This window comes from Streptomyces sp. NPDC056835 (assembly GCF_042789485.1).
GTDB lineage: Bacteria > Actinomycetota > Actinomycetes > Streptomycetales > Streptomycetaceae > Streptomyces.
Map to the genome: position 1 here is coordinate 79,313 of NZ_JBHUBB010000009.1, position 14,896 is coordinate 94,208.

The window sequence follows — 14,896 nt, forward strand, 5'->3', positions numbered from 1 at the left end:
AGACCGAGAAGCCGGCCCATACACCCCAGTTCGAGGAGGAGTTGGCCCCGATGGTCCGGGAGCCCGCCCCCGAACCTCAGATGCTGTCGTAGAGCGTTCGGCGATTCATCCGTGGTTCGGTGGTTCAGTGGCTGAGTGGCTGAGTGGCTGAGTGGCTGACCGGTTGGGTGGTTCAGTGGTTCATCACGGCGTCAGCTCGGGCGGAGGATCGCCACACCGTGGCGGCCGAGCTCCACCGCGCCGTCCACCGCGCGATCGCCGAGCAGCTCCCGGTACGGGCCGCCGACCGCGACGGTGGCCTCCTTCACGCCGTGGTTGAGCAGAAAAAGCAGCTCGCCCCGGCGTACCGCCTCCACCCCGTCGGGCAGTCCCGCCAGCACAGGCCGGACACCCGCGCCGTCCGCCACCCGGGCGAGCAGCGCACGCAGAGCCTCCGGCTCGGGGAGCGTCGAGACGTACCAGGCACGGCCGTTGCGCAGGACGGCCGGAAGCCCGGCCAGCTCTCCGCTCGTGTACGAGCTGACGGTCTCACCCGTCGACACCTCCAGCTCCTCGGACCACAGGGTGGCCCGGAAGCCGTCGCACTCCACGGTCTCGTCCGCGTCCAGCGGCCACCACTCGTGGACGGTGCCGATGCCGAACAGGTCGCGCAGCCGGGCGTCCATCCCGCCCGCCCGGACCCGGTCGTCCTCGTCCGCGACGCCCGTCAGAAAGCCCGACACGAGGGTGCCGCCGTCGCGTACGTAACGGACCAGGTTGTCGATCGCCGCGTCGGTCAGCAGATACAAGTGCGGCACCACCACGAGCCGGTACGCGCTCAGATCGTGATCGGGACGGGCGAAGCCGGTGCGGAGGTTCGACTCCCACAGGGCGCGGTGCCAGGCGCGCAGGACCTCCGGGTAGTCGAGCCGGGACGAGAGCCGGCCGTCCTGCTGGTCCGCCCACCAGGAATCCCAGTCGTGCAACACGGCGATCTCATCGCCGGTGTGCGTGCCCGTCACTTCCGGTCCCAGCAGGGCGAGTTCCGCGCCGACGCGTTTGATCTCCCGGAAGGTGCGGCCCCGTTCGCCCGCGTGGCCGAGCATCCCGGAGTGGAACTTCTCCGCGCCCTGCCGGGACTGGCGCCACTGGAAGTAGCAGATGGCGTCGGCGCCGCGTGCCACCGACTGCCACGACAGCAGCCGGTTGAGGCCGGCCGGCTTGGGGTGGTTGACGCCACGCCAGTTGACCGGTCCCGCCGCCTGTTCCATCAGTACCCAGGGCCCCCGCGCCTGGGAGCGGGTCAGATCACCGAGCATCGCGTTGTACTGACCGCCGTACGGATCCCTCGGGTCGGGGTAGATGTCGACGGACACCACATCCTCGCGCTCCGCCCATCCCCAGCCGTCCTGACCGCTCCACAACGGCATGAAGTTGCTGGTCACCGGTATGTCCGGGGTGTGCCGCACGACGATGTCGCGTTCCGCGGTGTAACACTCCAGCAGCGCGTCCGAGGTGAAGCGCCGGAAGTCGAGGGTGTGCCCGGGGTTACGCAGATACTGGGCGCGCCGCGGCGGGATCACCTCGTCCCAGCTGTCGTAACGCTGGCTCCAGAAGGCGGTGCCCCAGGACTCGTTGAGCGCGTCGAGACCGCCGTGCCGGGCGCGCAGCCAGTCGCGGAAGTGGCGTGCCGTCCCGTCGCACCAGCAGTGGGTGCAGTACTCGTTGTTGATGTGCCACATGCGCAGCGCCGGATGGCCGCCGTACCGCGCCGCCAGATCCTCGGTGAGGGCGGCGGCGTACGCACGGTAGACGGGCGAGCTGGGGCAGAACTGCTGCCGGGAGCCCCACCACACGGTCCGGCCGTCCTCGTCGCGCGGCAGGGTCTCCGGATGGCGCGACCCCATCCAGGGCGGCGGGGAGGCGGTCGGGGTGGCCAGGACGACCCCGATGCCGTTCTCCGCCATGAGGTCCATCAGCCGGTCGAGCCAGCCGAAGTCCCGTGCGCCCGGCCTGGGTTCCAGCTTCGCCCAGGAGAAGACGCCCAGGGTGACGGAGTTGACCCGGGCCTCTCTCATCAGCCGCACGTCCTGGGCCCAGGTCTCCTCGGGCCACTGCTCGGGGTTGTAGTCGCCGCCGAAGAGCACGCGGCCCCGTGTGGCGTCGTCCAGGGAAGGCATCAGACGGGGTCTCCGTACTGGATACCGCGGCCGTTGGTGCCCAGATAGACACGGCCATGGACGCGCGGATCGCCGGCGATCACCTCACCGGTCCAGCCCCACTGATGGGCGTCGTCGTTGATCCGGATCCAGCCGGCCCCCGCGTCGTCGGAGCGGTACACCCCGACGAAGTCCTCCGTCGCGCCGGTCTGGAAGACGGCGGGATAGGCCGCTCCCGGGGCCGCCCTGCCGAAGCCGAGGGCGTACGAGGCCCTGCAGCTGGTGACCTTGGTGAAGGAACCACCGCCGTCGGTCGACCGGAACAGTCCGTTCCATTTGGCCGACAGCCAGAGATCACCGGTACGTCCCGGCGCCGCCGCGATCCGGAACTGGACGTCCCCGGAGGGCAGTCCGCCCGCGCCGCGCACAAACGTCGCGCCGGCGTCCGTGGAGCGGTACACGGCGCCGGCGTCCGTGTCGTACACATAGAAGCGCCGCGGGTCGACCGGGTCGGCGACCGGCACCGCGCCCCTGGGGAAGGTGGCCACCTCACTCCAGCCGGCGCCCCCGTCGGTGGAGCGGAAACCGGGATGCCGCGTACCGTCCCAGTGGACGAACGACCACAGCAGCGTGGCGCCGTCGGCGCTCACCGCGATCGGTCCGGGAGCCGTCGACGCGATCGCGGGCTGCCCCGCGAACGGGCGCCAGCTCTGGCCGCCGTCCGTCGAGGAGGCGCCGTTCCCGTGGTCGCCCCAGCCGGTGCGCACCACATAGGACGGCTTCAGCGTGGCCAGCGCCAGACCGGTCGCCGAGCCGAAGACCGGGTTCGTGGCCATGCCCCGGGAGGGGGAGACGGTCAGCGACTCGTGGTACATCACCCCGATATCGCCGAGACCGCTGAGAAGAGACGCGGCTCCGGTGGCGGGTGAGACCAGCTGTCGTACCGCGGACTCCTCCAGTCCCCGGATCCAGGGCGCCCAGCGCACCAGATCGCGGGTCGCGAACAGGGTGGCGCCCGTGCCGTACACGAGGTGCTTCGAGTCGTACGGATCGATCGCCACGGCCTGGATCCACCAGCCGAACTTGGGCGTGGCGCCCCAGCCGAGATAGGGCGTCTCCCGGATGTCGAGCGCCGCGGTGTCCTTGAGCGAGGCCCAGCTCCCGCCGCCGTCGGTGGAGCGGTAGAGGGTGTCCACCGGGCCCCAGCGGTTGTTGGTGGAGACGACGACCGTACCGGGGACCCTGGCGTCGACGGCCACGCCCCCGTAGCCGAAGGCATCGCCCCCCGAGGGCCGGACGGGCGTCACCTCGCTCCAGACGCCGGTGGCGGTATCGAGCCGGTGGACCGACCCGTCGGTCTGGTTGTTGGGGCCCGGCGCGTTGGCGTAAGTGACATACAGGGAGAGGGCGTTCGCGTCGAAGGCCGCGCGGATCGGCACCCGCGCCGACGCGCCCGACGGCTGACCGGGGACGGCCTCCCACGCCACGCCGTCGCTCGTACGGTAGAGCGCGCCGCCGCCGTCGCCCCACCCCGCGTACACCACACGCCCGGCGGCCACCAGAAAGGTGATGCCCTGGCCGGAGGCGCCGGCGGCGGCGGGGAAAGCGGCGGTGGCCCAGCTCGCGCCCCGGTCGGTCGATTTGAGCAGTCCGTCATGGCGGGTGCCGAGATAGAGGGTGTCGCCGTCGCGCGGGTCGACGAGCAGCCGCTCGCCCGCGCCCCGGCCGTCCTCGTTGCCGCCGAGTTTCACGGGCAGAGCGGTACGGCTCCAGGTGGCACCCCGGTCGGTGGAGCGCAGCACGGCGCCGTTGCCCGCCCAGGACTGCGTATAGGCGCCGAGAGCGAGATAGAGCCGGTCGGGCTGGTTCGGATCGACGGCCATGGCCTCGACGCCGAGCAGATGGTAGTCGTCCCAGCCGAGATGGTCGGTGAGCGGTGTCCAGCGCTGGGCAGCGTCGTCCCAGCGGTACGCGCCGCCGATGTCGGTACGGGCGTAGGCCAGCCCCTTCACCGCGGGATGGAAGAGCACACCGGTGAGGAAGCCCGTGCCACCGATGGTGACCGTGCGCCAGCGGTACGGCTGCTCGGCCGCCGCCCGGTCGGCGGCGACGGGGGAGTGCCGGGGCACGGCCATCGCCGGGGCGCCGGTCAGCGCGAGGGCCGCCGCTGTCCCGGAGGCCGTGGTGAGCACCGTACGTCTGCGGGGTCCGTGCGTCGGATCGGACATGACGTCACCTTCCGTCGTGGGGGAGTGCGCGCCGGGGCGGCACCCGGTGAGGTCGTGCGCGAGCAGGCCCGGGGGCGCGTCAGCCCTTGACAGCGCCGGTGAGCATGCCCTTCCTGAAGTGCTTCTGGACAAAGGGCGAGGCGACGGCGACGGGCAGCAGCGCCAGCACCATGACGGCCATCTGCACGGAGAGCGGGGAGAGCTGACCGGTCTTGATCCGCTGCCCCAGGCCCGTCGGCGGTTCCTGCTTCTGCACCAGCTGGATCATGACGTTCTGCAGCGGCATCATGTCCTGGTCCGTCAGATAGATCGACGCGTTGAACCAGGCGCTCCAGTAACCGACCGCGTAGAAGAGCGCGATGACCGCGATCACGGCACGGGAGAGCGGTACGACGATCTGCCACAGGATCCGGAGATCGCCCGCGCCGTCGATCCGCGCGCTGTCCAACAGCTCCGGGGAGATGTTCATGAAGAACGAGCGCAGGACCAGGACATTGAAGACGCTCACCGCGCCCGGCAGGATCAGCGCCAGATAGGTGTCGGTCAGCCCCAGCGCCTGGACCAGGAGATAGGTAGGGATCAGACCGGCCCCGAAGAACATCGTGGCCAGCAGCGTCATCAGGATCCAGCGGTGCCCGACGGAGTTCGTACGGGAGAGTCCGTACGCGCACAGGACGGACACCACCATGCTGAACGCCGTGCCCACGGCCGTCACTCCCAGGCTGACCAGAGCGGCGCGCTGTACCTGACCACCGCTCAGCAGCTCCTCGTACGCGATGAGGGTGAGGTCCTTGGGCACGATCACCAGACCGCCGGCCGCGTCGATGGTGCGCCGCGAGGACAGGCTGGTGACGATCACGATCCAGAGCGGGAAGAGGATCGCGAGACAGGCGGCCGAGAGGGCGATGCCCTTGCCCGCGAGTCCGGCCCTGGTGGGCTTCTCCTCCCAGACCGGACGTGTCGGGGCGGCCCGGAAGCGGCTCCCCTGCCGGCGCCCACGCGGGGCGGCGGTCCCGGAGCCGGTGGGGGCGGCGGTGTCGGTGGCGCTCACTTCTTGTACACCCCCTGCTCGCCCATGAGATGGGCGACCTTGTTGGCCGTGAGAACCAGCCCCAGACCGATGACGCCCTTGACCAGACCGGCGGCGGCCGCGTAACCGAAGTCCTGGTTCCGGATGCCCGTCCACCACACGAACGTGTCCAGGACCTCCGCCGCGTCGCGTCCCACCGCGTCACGCTGGAGCAGGATCTGCTCGAAGCCGACGGTCAGCGCGTCCCCCACGCGCAGCACCAGCAGCAGAGCGATCACCGGGCGCAGCGCGGGCAGCGTGACATGCCACATCCGGCGCCACCGGTTCGCCCCGTCCATCGCCGCGGCTTCGTACAGCTCGTGGTTGACGGAGGCGAGCGCCGCGAGGAAGACGATGATGCCCCAGCCGGCGTCCTTCCAGACGCCCTCGGCCGTCAGCAGGAACTTGAAGAGGCCGGGGTCGGTCATCAGGTCGAAGCCCTCGACGCCGTGGCGCCGCAGTGTCTGGGCGATGATGCCCGCGCCGCCGAAGATCTGCTGGAAGACGGTGACGACCAGGACCCAGGAGAAGAAGTGCGGCAGATACATCACCGCCTGGGCGACCGCACGCACCCTGGGCCGTACGACGCTGTTGATCAGCAGCGCGAACAGGATCGGGACGGGGAAGTAGAGCACCAGCTGGAGGAAGAACAGCACCAGGGTGTTCTGTACGGCGGCCCAGAACGCGGAGTCGCCGAAGATCCGTGCGAACTGTTCGAAACCGACCCAGGGGCTCTCCAGCATCGCGACGAAACCGTTGTCGCTGAGGTACGGGTCGTAGTCCTGGAAGGCCACCACATTGCCGAGGATCGGCAGATAGCTGAAGACGAGCACCAGCAGCACGGCGGGCAGCGTCATCAGGATCAGTGCCCGGTCCCGGCGCAGCCGCACCCGGAGGGCCGGTCCGCAAGTCCTCCCGCGCTTCGGCGGCCGGTTCCCGCCCTTCCGCCGCGGCGGCCGGAGCGAGCTCCGCGCACGCCGGCGTACGTCCGCGTCCGGAAGCGTGCTCTGCGACACCTGCACTCCCTGCCGTCGTGTGCCGTGGGTCAGTTCGCGGCCGGTCCGGACTCGTCGAGCAGCTTCCGGTACCAGTCGCGCAGCCGGTCGCCGCCCCCGCTCCGCCAGTCGGAGACGGCACGCCGCATGTCGCCGACCTTCTTCCGGCCGCGGACGATGTCGTCCTCCAGCTGCTCGAAGTCATCGGCGAGATTGGTCCAGCGCGTGGGCTCGGTGATGGTCAGCCCGTAGAAGGAGCTCTTCTTGGTGAAGGCCCCCATGCGCTGCTGCCACTCCACCTGCGCCCTGGCGATATCGGGACGGTCGGGGTGGGCGACATACGCGGCCGGGTCACCGGTGTAGTCGAAGGTGCCGGCGACCTCGATGGTGCCCTTGTCGTTCTTGACGGGCAGCCCCTTCTCGACCGTGTAGTGCGTGCCCTCGACGCCGTAGTCGGTGAGCATGCGCTCCTTCGTCCCGTACGGCGCGGCGGTGAAGTTCGCCATGGCCAGCACGTCCCTGACCAGCTTCTCGGAGGAGCCCTTCCTGACGAAGGCCCAGATGCTCGCCGGCTGGACGGCGTAGAGCGTCGGGTCACCGCCCGCGTGGCCGAAGAGGTCCAGGGCGCCCATCGCGAACCCGGGGGTGGCCGCCTGCTCGACGGTCTTCGCGTACCAGTGGGAGAGATCCTGGTTGTAGATCAGGACCTGGCCGGCCGTGAACCGGTTGCCGGCGTCGCCCTGTACGGCCTTGGCGTCGGGGTGGACCACCCCGGCGGCATACAGCGTGCGCGTCCACTCCAGGGCCTCCAGATACGCGGCGGTCTCGACCCGGTTGACCAGCTTGCCGTCGACCAGGTCCCACCCCAGGGCCTTGTCGTTGCCGGAGAGCGCCCCGAACATACTGAAGGCGGTCCACTTCATGTCGTCGCAGGCCCACACCTTCGCCCTGGCGCTGGTGATCTCCTTGGCGAGCGCGAGGAATTCATCGGCCGTGCGGGGCAGTTCGTATCCCCGCTTGTCGAAGAGGTCCTTGCGGTAGAAGGGCGCGATGTTCACGACGTACGAGGCGGGCATGGGGATGCCGCGGAGCGCGCCGCCGAAGATCGAGCGCTGCCACGCGTCGGTCGGTACGGCCGCGAGGTTCGGGAAGTCCTTGACCTTGTCGCCGGAGAGATACGGTCCAAGATCCTCGAACTTGGCGTTGACGGCGCCGGGGATCTTGCCGGTCAGATTCCATCCGGGCACGACCACCACATCGGGTATCCCGCTGGAGGCGAGCACCGCGCCAAGCTTCTCGTCGTAGGTGTTGCCGTCCTGGTTCTGCCAGACGGTCCGCACCCCGATCGCGTCGTTCATGGCCGCGTAGTACGGGTTGTCACCGGCCGGCGGGGTACCCCAGTACGGAGACATGACGGTGATGCGGCTGCCCGCGCCGAGCTTGTCCGGCACCGAGTCCTTGAGGTCCGCGGCGGCGATCGCCCGGGTGAATCCGGCGGAAGAGCCGTTCTCGGGCGGGATGTCCGGCGCCACGACGCTCTGTGCCACGAAGGCGGGAAGGATCTTCCGCGCCTCCTTCCCGGAGGTGGTGCCCTCCTTCTTGCCGCTCCGCGTACCGCCGCAGGCGGCGAGCAGCGGGGCGCCGCCGGCCACGGCGGTGGCGGCGACCGCGGTGGAGGCGAGGAAGCTTCTCCTGCTCGGTGCGGAGGAGGACTTCGGCGTCATTGCGTCAAACCCTTCGTGGTGCGCAGGAACATACGGCGGAAGCCCACCGGGCAGCTGCGGAGTCGAAGATTTGTCGAAGCGCTTCGATGTTGCTGCGAGGTTAAATGAACCCTTCGGGAGGCACAAGAGTCACCTCCAAGATTCCTTGCCGCTCGGTCATCCTCGCTCAACAAGCCTGAGAGGAACGGAAGTTGTCCGAGTGTGGGGCCGGTGCCCGGCGTCCCGGGATGTCTTGACAGTAGACCGGTGGACTCGGAGCATCGAAGCGCTTCGAAAGATATTCGGCAGTCTCTTCCGGCCCTTTCGGCCCTACCGACCTTCTCCAGGGAGAACCCTCCGTGACCGAGGACCAGCCGCCCTTCCGTGACCCCGGGGTGACCCGTGCCGCGCGCGTCGAGGATCTGCTCGCGCGGCTGACACTCACTGAGAAGACCGCCCTGCTGCACCAGTTCGCTCCGGCGGTGGAGCGCCTGGGCGTCGCCGCGTTCCGTACCGGACAGGAGGCACTGCACGGTGTCGCCTGGATGGGGCCCGCGACCGTATTCCCGCAGGCCGTCGGGCTCGGCGCGACCTGGAACGAGGAGCTGGTCCGCCGGGTCGGGGAGGCCGTCTCCCAGGAGATACGGACGATGCGCGCGCGGGACGGCCGGGTCGGGCTCAACGTCTGGGCCCCGACGGTGAATCCGCTGCGCAACCCGCTCTGGGGACGCAACGAGGAGGGGTACTCGGAGGACGCCGGGCTGACCTCCGCCCTGGCCACCGCCTATACCCGGGGTCTGCGCGGCGACCACCCCGACTACTGGCGTACGGCTCCGGTGCTCAAGCACTGGCTCGCGCACAACAATGAGACGGACCGGGCCACCACATCCTCCTCCATCCGCCCCCGTGTCCTGCACGAGTACGATCTGCGCGCCTTCCGCGGGGCCGTCGAGGCGGGTGCGGTGGCCGGGGTCATGCCCGCGTACAACCTGGTCAACGGGCGTCCCAACCATCTTTCGCCCGCGCTGCGCGAGCACTTGCGCGGCTGGACCGACCAGGAGCTGCTGGTCTGCTCCGACGCGGGCGCGCCGAGCAATCTCGTCGACGCCGAGGCGTACTTCGGCACCCACGAGGAGGCCACCGCGGCCGCGCTGCGCGCCGGCGTCGACAGTTTCACCGACCACGGCACCGACGCGTCCCTGATCACCGGGCGGATCCGCGCCGCCCTGGAACGGGGACTGATCGGTGAATCCGATATCGACACGGCGGTACGACGGCAGCTGACGGTGCGGTTCGCGCTCGGGGAGTTCGACCCGGAACGCGATCCGTACCGGGAGACCTCGGCCTTCGACACCCCCGGACACCGCGCGCTCGCCCAGGAGGCGGCCGAGCAGGCCGTCGTCCTGCTCAAGAACGACGGACTGCTGCCGATCGCACCGGGCCGCCGTATCGCGCTGGTCGGCCCGCTCGCCGACGAGTGCAAACTCGACTGGTACAGCGGCACCCTGATCCGACGCTCCACCCCGCTCGACGGGCTCCGTGAACGCTTCGGCGCCGACCGTGTCACCTTCACCGACGGCGCGGACCGGGTCAGGCTCAGGGCCGTGACGGGCGGCTGGGTCCGGGTGCCCCCGTCCGGGACGGTGCGGGAGACAGCCCAGGAGACGGCGGAGGAGGCACGAGGCGCCGAGGGCGCGCTCGACCCGGCGCTGTCGGCGGGACGTACCGACCTCCCGCCGCTGACCTGTGACGCCGACGGGTCCGGCGAGGCCACCGAACTGGTTCTGACCGACTGGGGGAACGGGCTGATCACACTGCGCGCGCCCGACGGCCGCTATCTGTCCGTCGCCGAGGACGGGTACGTACGGGCCTCCGCCGATCAGCCCGGCGGCTGGGTGGTCCAGGAGACCTTCCGGCTCGAAGAGCACGAGGGCGGGCACCTCCTTGTACACGCGGGGACCGGCGGGTACGTAACGGTCGCCACCGACGGCCTGAAGGTTGCCGGCCGCGGCACACTTCTCGAACTCGTCGTCATGGAGCGCGGCGAGGACGCGGTGGCCCGCGCCGCGGCCGGCGCCGAGGTGGTCGTCGTCGTGGCGGGCAATGACCCGCATATCAACGGCCGGGAGACCGAGGACCGTCACACCCTCGCCCTGCCGGCGCGCCAGGACCGGCTGTGGCGAGCCGCCCACGCCGCCAATCCGCGCACCGTACTCGTGCTGACCTCGGGCTATCCCTACGCGGTGGCCGACGCGCAGGCCCGGCTCCCGGCGCTGCTGTGGACCGCCCACGGCGGGCAGGCCGGCGGCGCCGCGCTGGCGCGGGTACTGGCCGGTGATGTCTCACCGGCGGGACGGCTGCCCCAGACGTGGTACGCGGACGACGCGGATCCGGCCGGTCTGCTCGACTACGACATCATCGGCTCGCGGCAGACCTACCTCTACTTCGACGGCACCCCGCTGTACGCCTTCGGCCACGGGCTGTCGTACTCCTCGTTCCGCTACGACGCCCTGGAGGTCGGCCCGGATCTGGTGGCACGCGTCACGGTCACCAATACGGGCTCGCGCGCCGCCGACGAGGTGGTGCAGCTGTACGCCCGGCAGGCCGTCCCGCGCGTCCCGCGTCCCCACCGTCAACTGGTCGCGCACGCCCGCGTACCGCTGGCGCCGGGGGAGTCCCGTACCGTCGAACTGGCCGTCAGGAGAGACGAACTGGGCCACTACGATGTGGCGCGCGGCGCGTGGACCGTACCGGAGGGAACGTATGTGTTCGAGGCGGCGGCCTCCAGCGCGGACATCCGCCGCTCGGTCCCGCACACCGTCCCGGGCGACACCCCGCGCGCCAGGGACCTGCGGCGGAACGGACTGGCCGCGGCCGACTACGACGAGCAGACCGGCACCGAGATCGTCGACCGGACCAAGGTGTCGGGCGACGCGGTGACCCCGCTCGGCTCGGACGGCGAGCGGAAGGCGGGCGAACTGCTCTTCCGCGACTGCGACTTCGGGGACGGCGCGAGCGGGGTCACCCTCGACGCGGCGGGCGAGGGGGAGGTCACCCTGACCACGGCCGACGGCGGGACACTCGCGGTGATCGAGGTCCGGGCGGGCGGCGGACCGTACGACTACCGCACCACCCCACGCGCCGAATTCGCCCTCTCGGGCGAGCACGACCTGCGGGTCACCCTGTGCGGACCGCTGCGCCTCGCGCGGATCGATCTCACCGGATGAGCACGCGGACGGGGGTCCGGGCGGCTCGCACCGCCCGGACCCCCTGGCCGTCGAGGGGCCGTAGAAGGGCCGTCGAGGGCCACGATCCAGAGAGCCGGGAATCAACGACCCGCGAATCAACGACCCGCGAATCAACGACCCGCGAATCAACGACCCGCGAATCAGGGAGCGTTGATCAGGTCATGCGCGGGCACGGTCACCTTGCGGGCGCCCTCGGTGCCGCTCAGCACCACCTTGCGCAGCGCGGTGTTGTTGGACAGGCTGGTCTCGTGAAGCCGGCGCTCGGGGTTGGCGAGCACCTCGATGTAGTACGTACCGTTCGGCAGGTCGGTGATGTCGAACGACTGGCCGGGGCGGTACTGGGTGTACGTGTCGCCGGAGCCGACGTCCAGCACCTCACGTACGGAGACGGAGCTCTGCACACCGCAGGCGGTGGACAGATCGGTGTTGTTCGGGTGCCAGTTGGCGTTCTTCACGGTGTAGTCGATGGCATCGGTGTTCGCCAGACAGAAGGCTTCCTTGCCGCTGCGCACGGCCTCCTTCTTGTCGGCGCTCAGCAGGCGGTAGCTGGCGAAGTCGGTGAAGTGCCAGTGCTCGTGGCCCTGTCGCGCGTCCCACTCCATGGTGCCGGCGGGCGCGTAGCCGACCTGCTTGCCCTTGGCGTCGTGGAAGTACTGGTACGCGTCCATCAGGTCCTTGCCGGGGCTGCGGAAACCGTCCACGACCAGTGGCGCGGGACCGGCGTTCCACACATTGGCGCTGAAGGCCAGATAGTCCTTGCCGGGGACGTCCCCGTCCTCGCCGTCGGTGATGGAGATGTCCCACGCCGGCAGCGCGCGCAGATCGGGCTTGGGTACGTCGGGCACGCTCGCGCGGCCGGCCGGACGCTTCGCGTTGGGCTTGAGCGCGGGCGCGATCCGGGAACCGTCGGTGTGCCCGGGGCCGTCGCCCAGATGGGCCGCGGCCTTGCCGGAGGTGAGCGCGTTCGGCAGCGCGGGCGGCGCCGGGGCGTCGGCCCCGCGGCCGTTGCTGCTCATGTGCGCCGAAGCGCCGGGGTGCCCCGCAGCCGCTCCGTGACCGCCATGACCGCCGCCATGCCCCCCGCCGTGACCGGCGGCCCTGGCTCCCGAGGGCGCCGCTCCGACCCCGCCTCCTTCGTCCCACTTGCGGTCGCGCACCGTCACCTTGATCGACTTCGACGTGTTGGGCATGCCGAACAGGTCGCGGTACTTCTTGGTCACGGACACCTTGGCGGTGTACTCCCCGGCCGGCAGGTCGACCGGCTCGGAGTAGTAACCCAGGTTCGTGTTGGTCGCCCAGCCGTTCTCGACACCCCACACCGAACCGAGTGTGAAGGGGTTCGTGGAGCAGCTTTCGGGATACTTCGAGGTGGACGGGGCGTCCGGACGGATCCGGCCCGAGGCGTTGTTCGGGCAGAACGTCTCGGTGGTCTTCACGACCGCCGCGCCCGCCGCGTCGCTGACGGTCACCTGGAGGAAGCCAGGCAGGCCGGAGAAATCCTTCACAAGACCCTTCGGCAGGGTCTTGGTCCGTGTCTTCTTCCCCTCGCGGATGATCTGCTTGGCGACCACGGGTTCCTTGTAGGACGCCCGCGTCACCCGGAACTCCAGAGGCCCGCCATCGGCGGTGACATACGTACCGAGGTCCAGATAGACCCCCGGTTCGCCCTCGTAGCGGTCGATTATCACGGAGTTGGAGGCGGCGATCAGGGAAAGCTCGGGGCCCGCCGGGGTCGCCGCTCCGGCGACGGGCGCGGCTCCCGCCACGCCCGCGATCACCGCGAGCGCCGCCCCGGCGGCGATCGCCGATCGGCGCGTACGGCTGTAGTGGTGAGGTCTGGTCATCGGTTCCTCGTCTGCGAGTGCCACAACAACAGTGGTGCGCACGGATGGCGCGGGGTCCATCGGCCGGGAATATCACGACGTTTCGTGACAGGACCTATGCGTCATCTATGTGCCACCTGTCAGATCGGAAGTACGTCACTCCGGGTTGCCCGCGGACCCGCAAGTCGCCCATGGTTGGCCGGAATTGTGCGACGAACCTCAGATCAAGCCATCAGTGCGTGATTCCTGTCCCATGAACCCCTCGGCTGTGCTAATGAGGTCGGGAGGGACAAGGGGTGGAGTCGCGCGAGTGCTGGGCTCGCGCATCCCGCCGCGGCGGGAACGGCCGGTGCGGGAGCGGACAGCGGACAAGGAGCGGCTCCGTGGGCACAGTGGTCGATGACGCCACCGCTGCCGAGTTCCACGCGTTCTTCGAGCGGCACTACGCCGAACTGTCCCGGCTGGCCTATCTGCTGACGGGCGACGCCGACACGGCCGACGATCTGGCCTCGGACGCCCTGCTCGCGATGTGGCGCCGCTGGGACCGGGTACGGGCCGCCGATCACCCGGTCGCGTACGCCCGCGGGGTGGTCGCGAATCTGGCCCGCTCCCGGATCCGGAGCGCGGTACGGGAGCGCCGCCGCGTCTCGCTGTTCTGGTCGCAGCGGGGCGAGCGCTTCGACGATCCGGACGTACCGGCCGTGCTGGATGTCCGGGCGGCGTTACGGCGGTTGCCGTTCCGCAAACGCGCCTGCGTGGTGCTGAGGTATGCCCTGGACCTCTCCGAACGGGACACGGCGCTTGCCCTGGGCATCTCGGTGGGCACGGTGAAGAGCCAGTCGTCGCGGGGGATGGCCGAGCTGGGACGGCTGCTCGGGCCGGGTGCCACGGCGGAAGAGGTGCAGGCGACGGTGGCCTCGCAGCGTGCCGCGGCGCCCACCCCGGCACGTGGTTCCGCGCGCGCCTCGACACGTGCTGAAGGCAGGGGCTGATGGACGAGCTGCACAGGCGGCTGAAGGAGACGGCGCGGGCCCACCGCCCGGACCGGGAGCGGATGCTCGCGCGCGTCGAGCGGGGCATGGCCGGGCCGGGGACGCGCCCCGCCGGGGCGCCGGCCCACCGCCCGGCGTCCTGGTTCCGGGTCGCCACGGCGGCGGCAGCGGCGGCCGGCGTCCTCGCCGCCGGCGCGCTCGCCCTCGCGGCCGTCATGGACGACGGCGCCGAGCGGGCGGGGACGGTGGCGACCACCCCGGGCCCGTCGGGCGGGACATCCGACGGCCCGCCCGCGGACGCCCAGGACGGCTATCTCTGGTCGGACGGCGCGCTCGACCCGAACAGCAACGCCTACTGGGCGCAGAGCAACATCACGCTCAGAACGGACCGGCCACTGACCTCACTGACCCTCGAACTGCGTGTCGCGCAGACCGGAGGGGTACGGGACACCGGCTCCTGGCGGTCGCTGCCGGAGGAGGACTTCACCGTCTCCGTACGCCCCGAGACCGGCGCGCTGGTCTACCGGTGGACGCTCAAGGACGGTGTCACGGTCCCGGCCGGCGAGCATGTCTTCGCTGCGCAGTACGACCACGCGGAAGGCGCGCGGGACGCCCGGAACGACCGGTACACGGCGGTCGCGACCGGCTCCGACCGGACCGCCGAGGTCCGGGGGGACTTCACCGCGGCACGGTAGCGCGC

At 70.6% G+C, this 14,896-nt stretch carries 9 protein-coding genes; 3 read left to right on the forward strand and 6 right to left on the reverse strand.

The window, feature by feature from the left end:
• Positions 1 to 191: 191 nt before the first annotated feature.
• The 5 genes from ACFRMN_RS12505 to ACFRMN_RS12525 all read right to left on the reverse strand — a co-directional run bounded on the left by ACFRMN_RS12505 (position 192) and on the right by ACFRMN_RS12525 (position 8,154).
• On the reverse strand, positions 192 to 2,159 hold the full coding sequence (locus ACFRMN_RS12505; RefSeq protein WP_383017443.1) for a beta-galactosidase: 1,968 nt from the start codon (positions 2,157 to 2,159) through the stop codon (positions 192 to 194).
• Positions 2,159 to 4,366, reverse strand: coding sequence for a 1,4-beta-glucanase (locus ACFRMN_RS12510; protein ID WP_383017446.1), 2,208 nt, complete (start codon positions 4,364 to 4,366; stop codon positions 2,159 to 2,161). The genes ACFRMN_RS12505 and ACFRMN_RS12510 overlap by 1 nt, the downstream gene beginning before the upstream one ends.
• Before the next feature lie 79 nt (positions 4,367 to 4,445).
• Positions 4,446 to 5,417, reverse strand: coding sequence for a carbohydrate ABC transporter permease (locus tag ACFRMN_RS12515; RefSeq protein WP_383017449.1), 972 nt, complete (start codon positions 5,415 to 5,417; stop codon positions 4,446 to 4,448).
• Positions 5,414 to 6,451 (reverse strand): ABC transporter permease, encoded by a 1,038-nt coding sequence (locus ACFRMN_RS12520; RefSeq protein WP_383017452.1) that lies wholly within the window; start codon positions 6,449 to 6,451, stop codon positions 5,414 to 5,416. The genes ACFRMN_RS12515 and ACFRMN_RS12520 overlap by 4 nt, the downstream gene beginning before the upstream one ends.
• Positions 6,452 to 6,480: 29 nt before the next feature.
• Entirely contained in the window at positions 6,481 to 8,154 is a 1,674-nt protein-coding gene (locus tag ACFRMN_RS12525) for a Tat pathway signal sequence domain protein (protein ID WP_383017455.1), read from the reverse strand.
• Positions 8,155 to 8,492: 338 nt separating this feature from the next.
• Here ACFRMN_RS12525 and ACFRMN_RS12530 point away from each other — a divergent pair, with 338 nt between their 5' ends.
• Positions 8,493 to 11,360, forward strand: coding sequence for a glycoside hydrolase family 3 C-terminal domain-containing protein (locus ACFRMN_RS12530; protein ID WP_383017458.1), 2,868 nt, complete (start codon positions 8,493 to 8,495; stop codon positions 11,358 to 11,360).
• A gap of 161 nt (positions 11,361 to 11,521) precedes the next feature.
• Here the strand turns inward: ACFRMN_RS12530 and ACFRMN_RS12535 are convergent, their stop codons facing one another.
• Positions 11,522 to 13,225, reverse strand: coding sequence for a lysyl oxidase family protein (locus ACFRMN_RS12535; protein ID WP_383017461.1), 1,704 nt, complete (start codon positions 13,223 to 13,225; stop codon positions 11,522 to 11,524).
• A gap of 362 nt (positions 13,226 to 13,587) precedes the next feature.
• Between ACFRMN_RS12535 and ACFRMN_RS12540 the strand changes: the two genes are divergently transcribed.
• Both ACFRMN_RS12540 and ACFRMN_RS12545 read left to right on the forward strand, forming a co-directional pair.
• Positions 13,588 to 14,196, forward strand: coding sequence for a SigE family RNA polymerase sigma factor (locus ACFRMN_RS12540; protein ID WP_383017465.1), 609 nt, complete (start codon positions 13,588 to 13,590; stop codon positions 14,194 to 14,196).
• Positions 14,196 to 14,891: a hypothetical protein gene (locus tag ACFRMN_RS12545; RefSeq protein ID WP_383017468.1), complete on the forward strand. Its 696-nt coding sequence runs from the start codon at positions 14,196 to 14,198 to the stop codon at positions 14,889 to 14,891. The genes ACFRMN_RS12540 and ACFRMN_RS12545 overlap by 1 nt, the downstream gene beginning before the upstream one ends.
• The last annotated feature ends 5 nt before the right edge of the window (positions 14,892 to 14,896 follow it).

Bases quoted from the DNA above. Each gene is read 5' to 3' on its own strand.
- ACFRMN_RS12505 (WP_383017443.1), bottom strand. From the start codon at position 2,159: ATGCCTTCCCTGGACGACGCCACACGGGGCCGCGTGCTCTTCGGCGGC.
- ACFRMN_RS12510 (WP_383017446.1), bottom strand. From the start codon at position 4,366: ATGTCCGATCCGACGCACGGACCCCGCAGACGTACGGTGCTCACCACG.
- ACFRMN_RS12525 (WP_383017455.1), bottom strand. From the start codon at position 8,154: ATGACGCCGAAGTCCTCCTCCGCACCGAGCAGGAGAAGCTTCCTCGCC.
- ACFRMN_RS12535 (WP_383017461.1), bottom strand. From the start codon at position 13,225: ATGACCAGACCTCACCACTACAGCCGTACGCGCCGATCGGCGATCGCC.
- ACFRMN_RS12545 (WP_383017468.1), top strand. From the start codon at position 14,196: ATGGACGAGCTGCACAGGCGGCTGAAGGAGACGGCGCGGGCCCACCGC.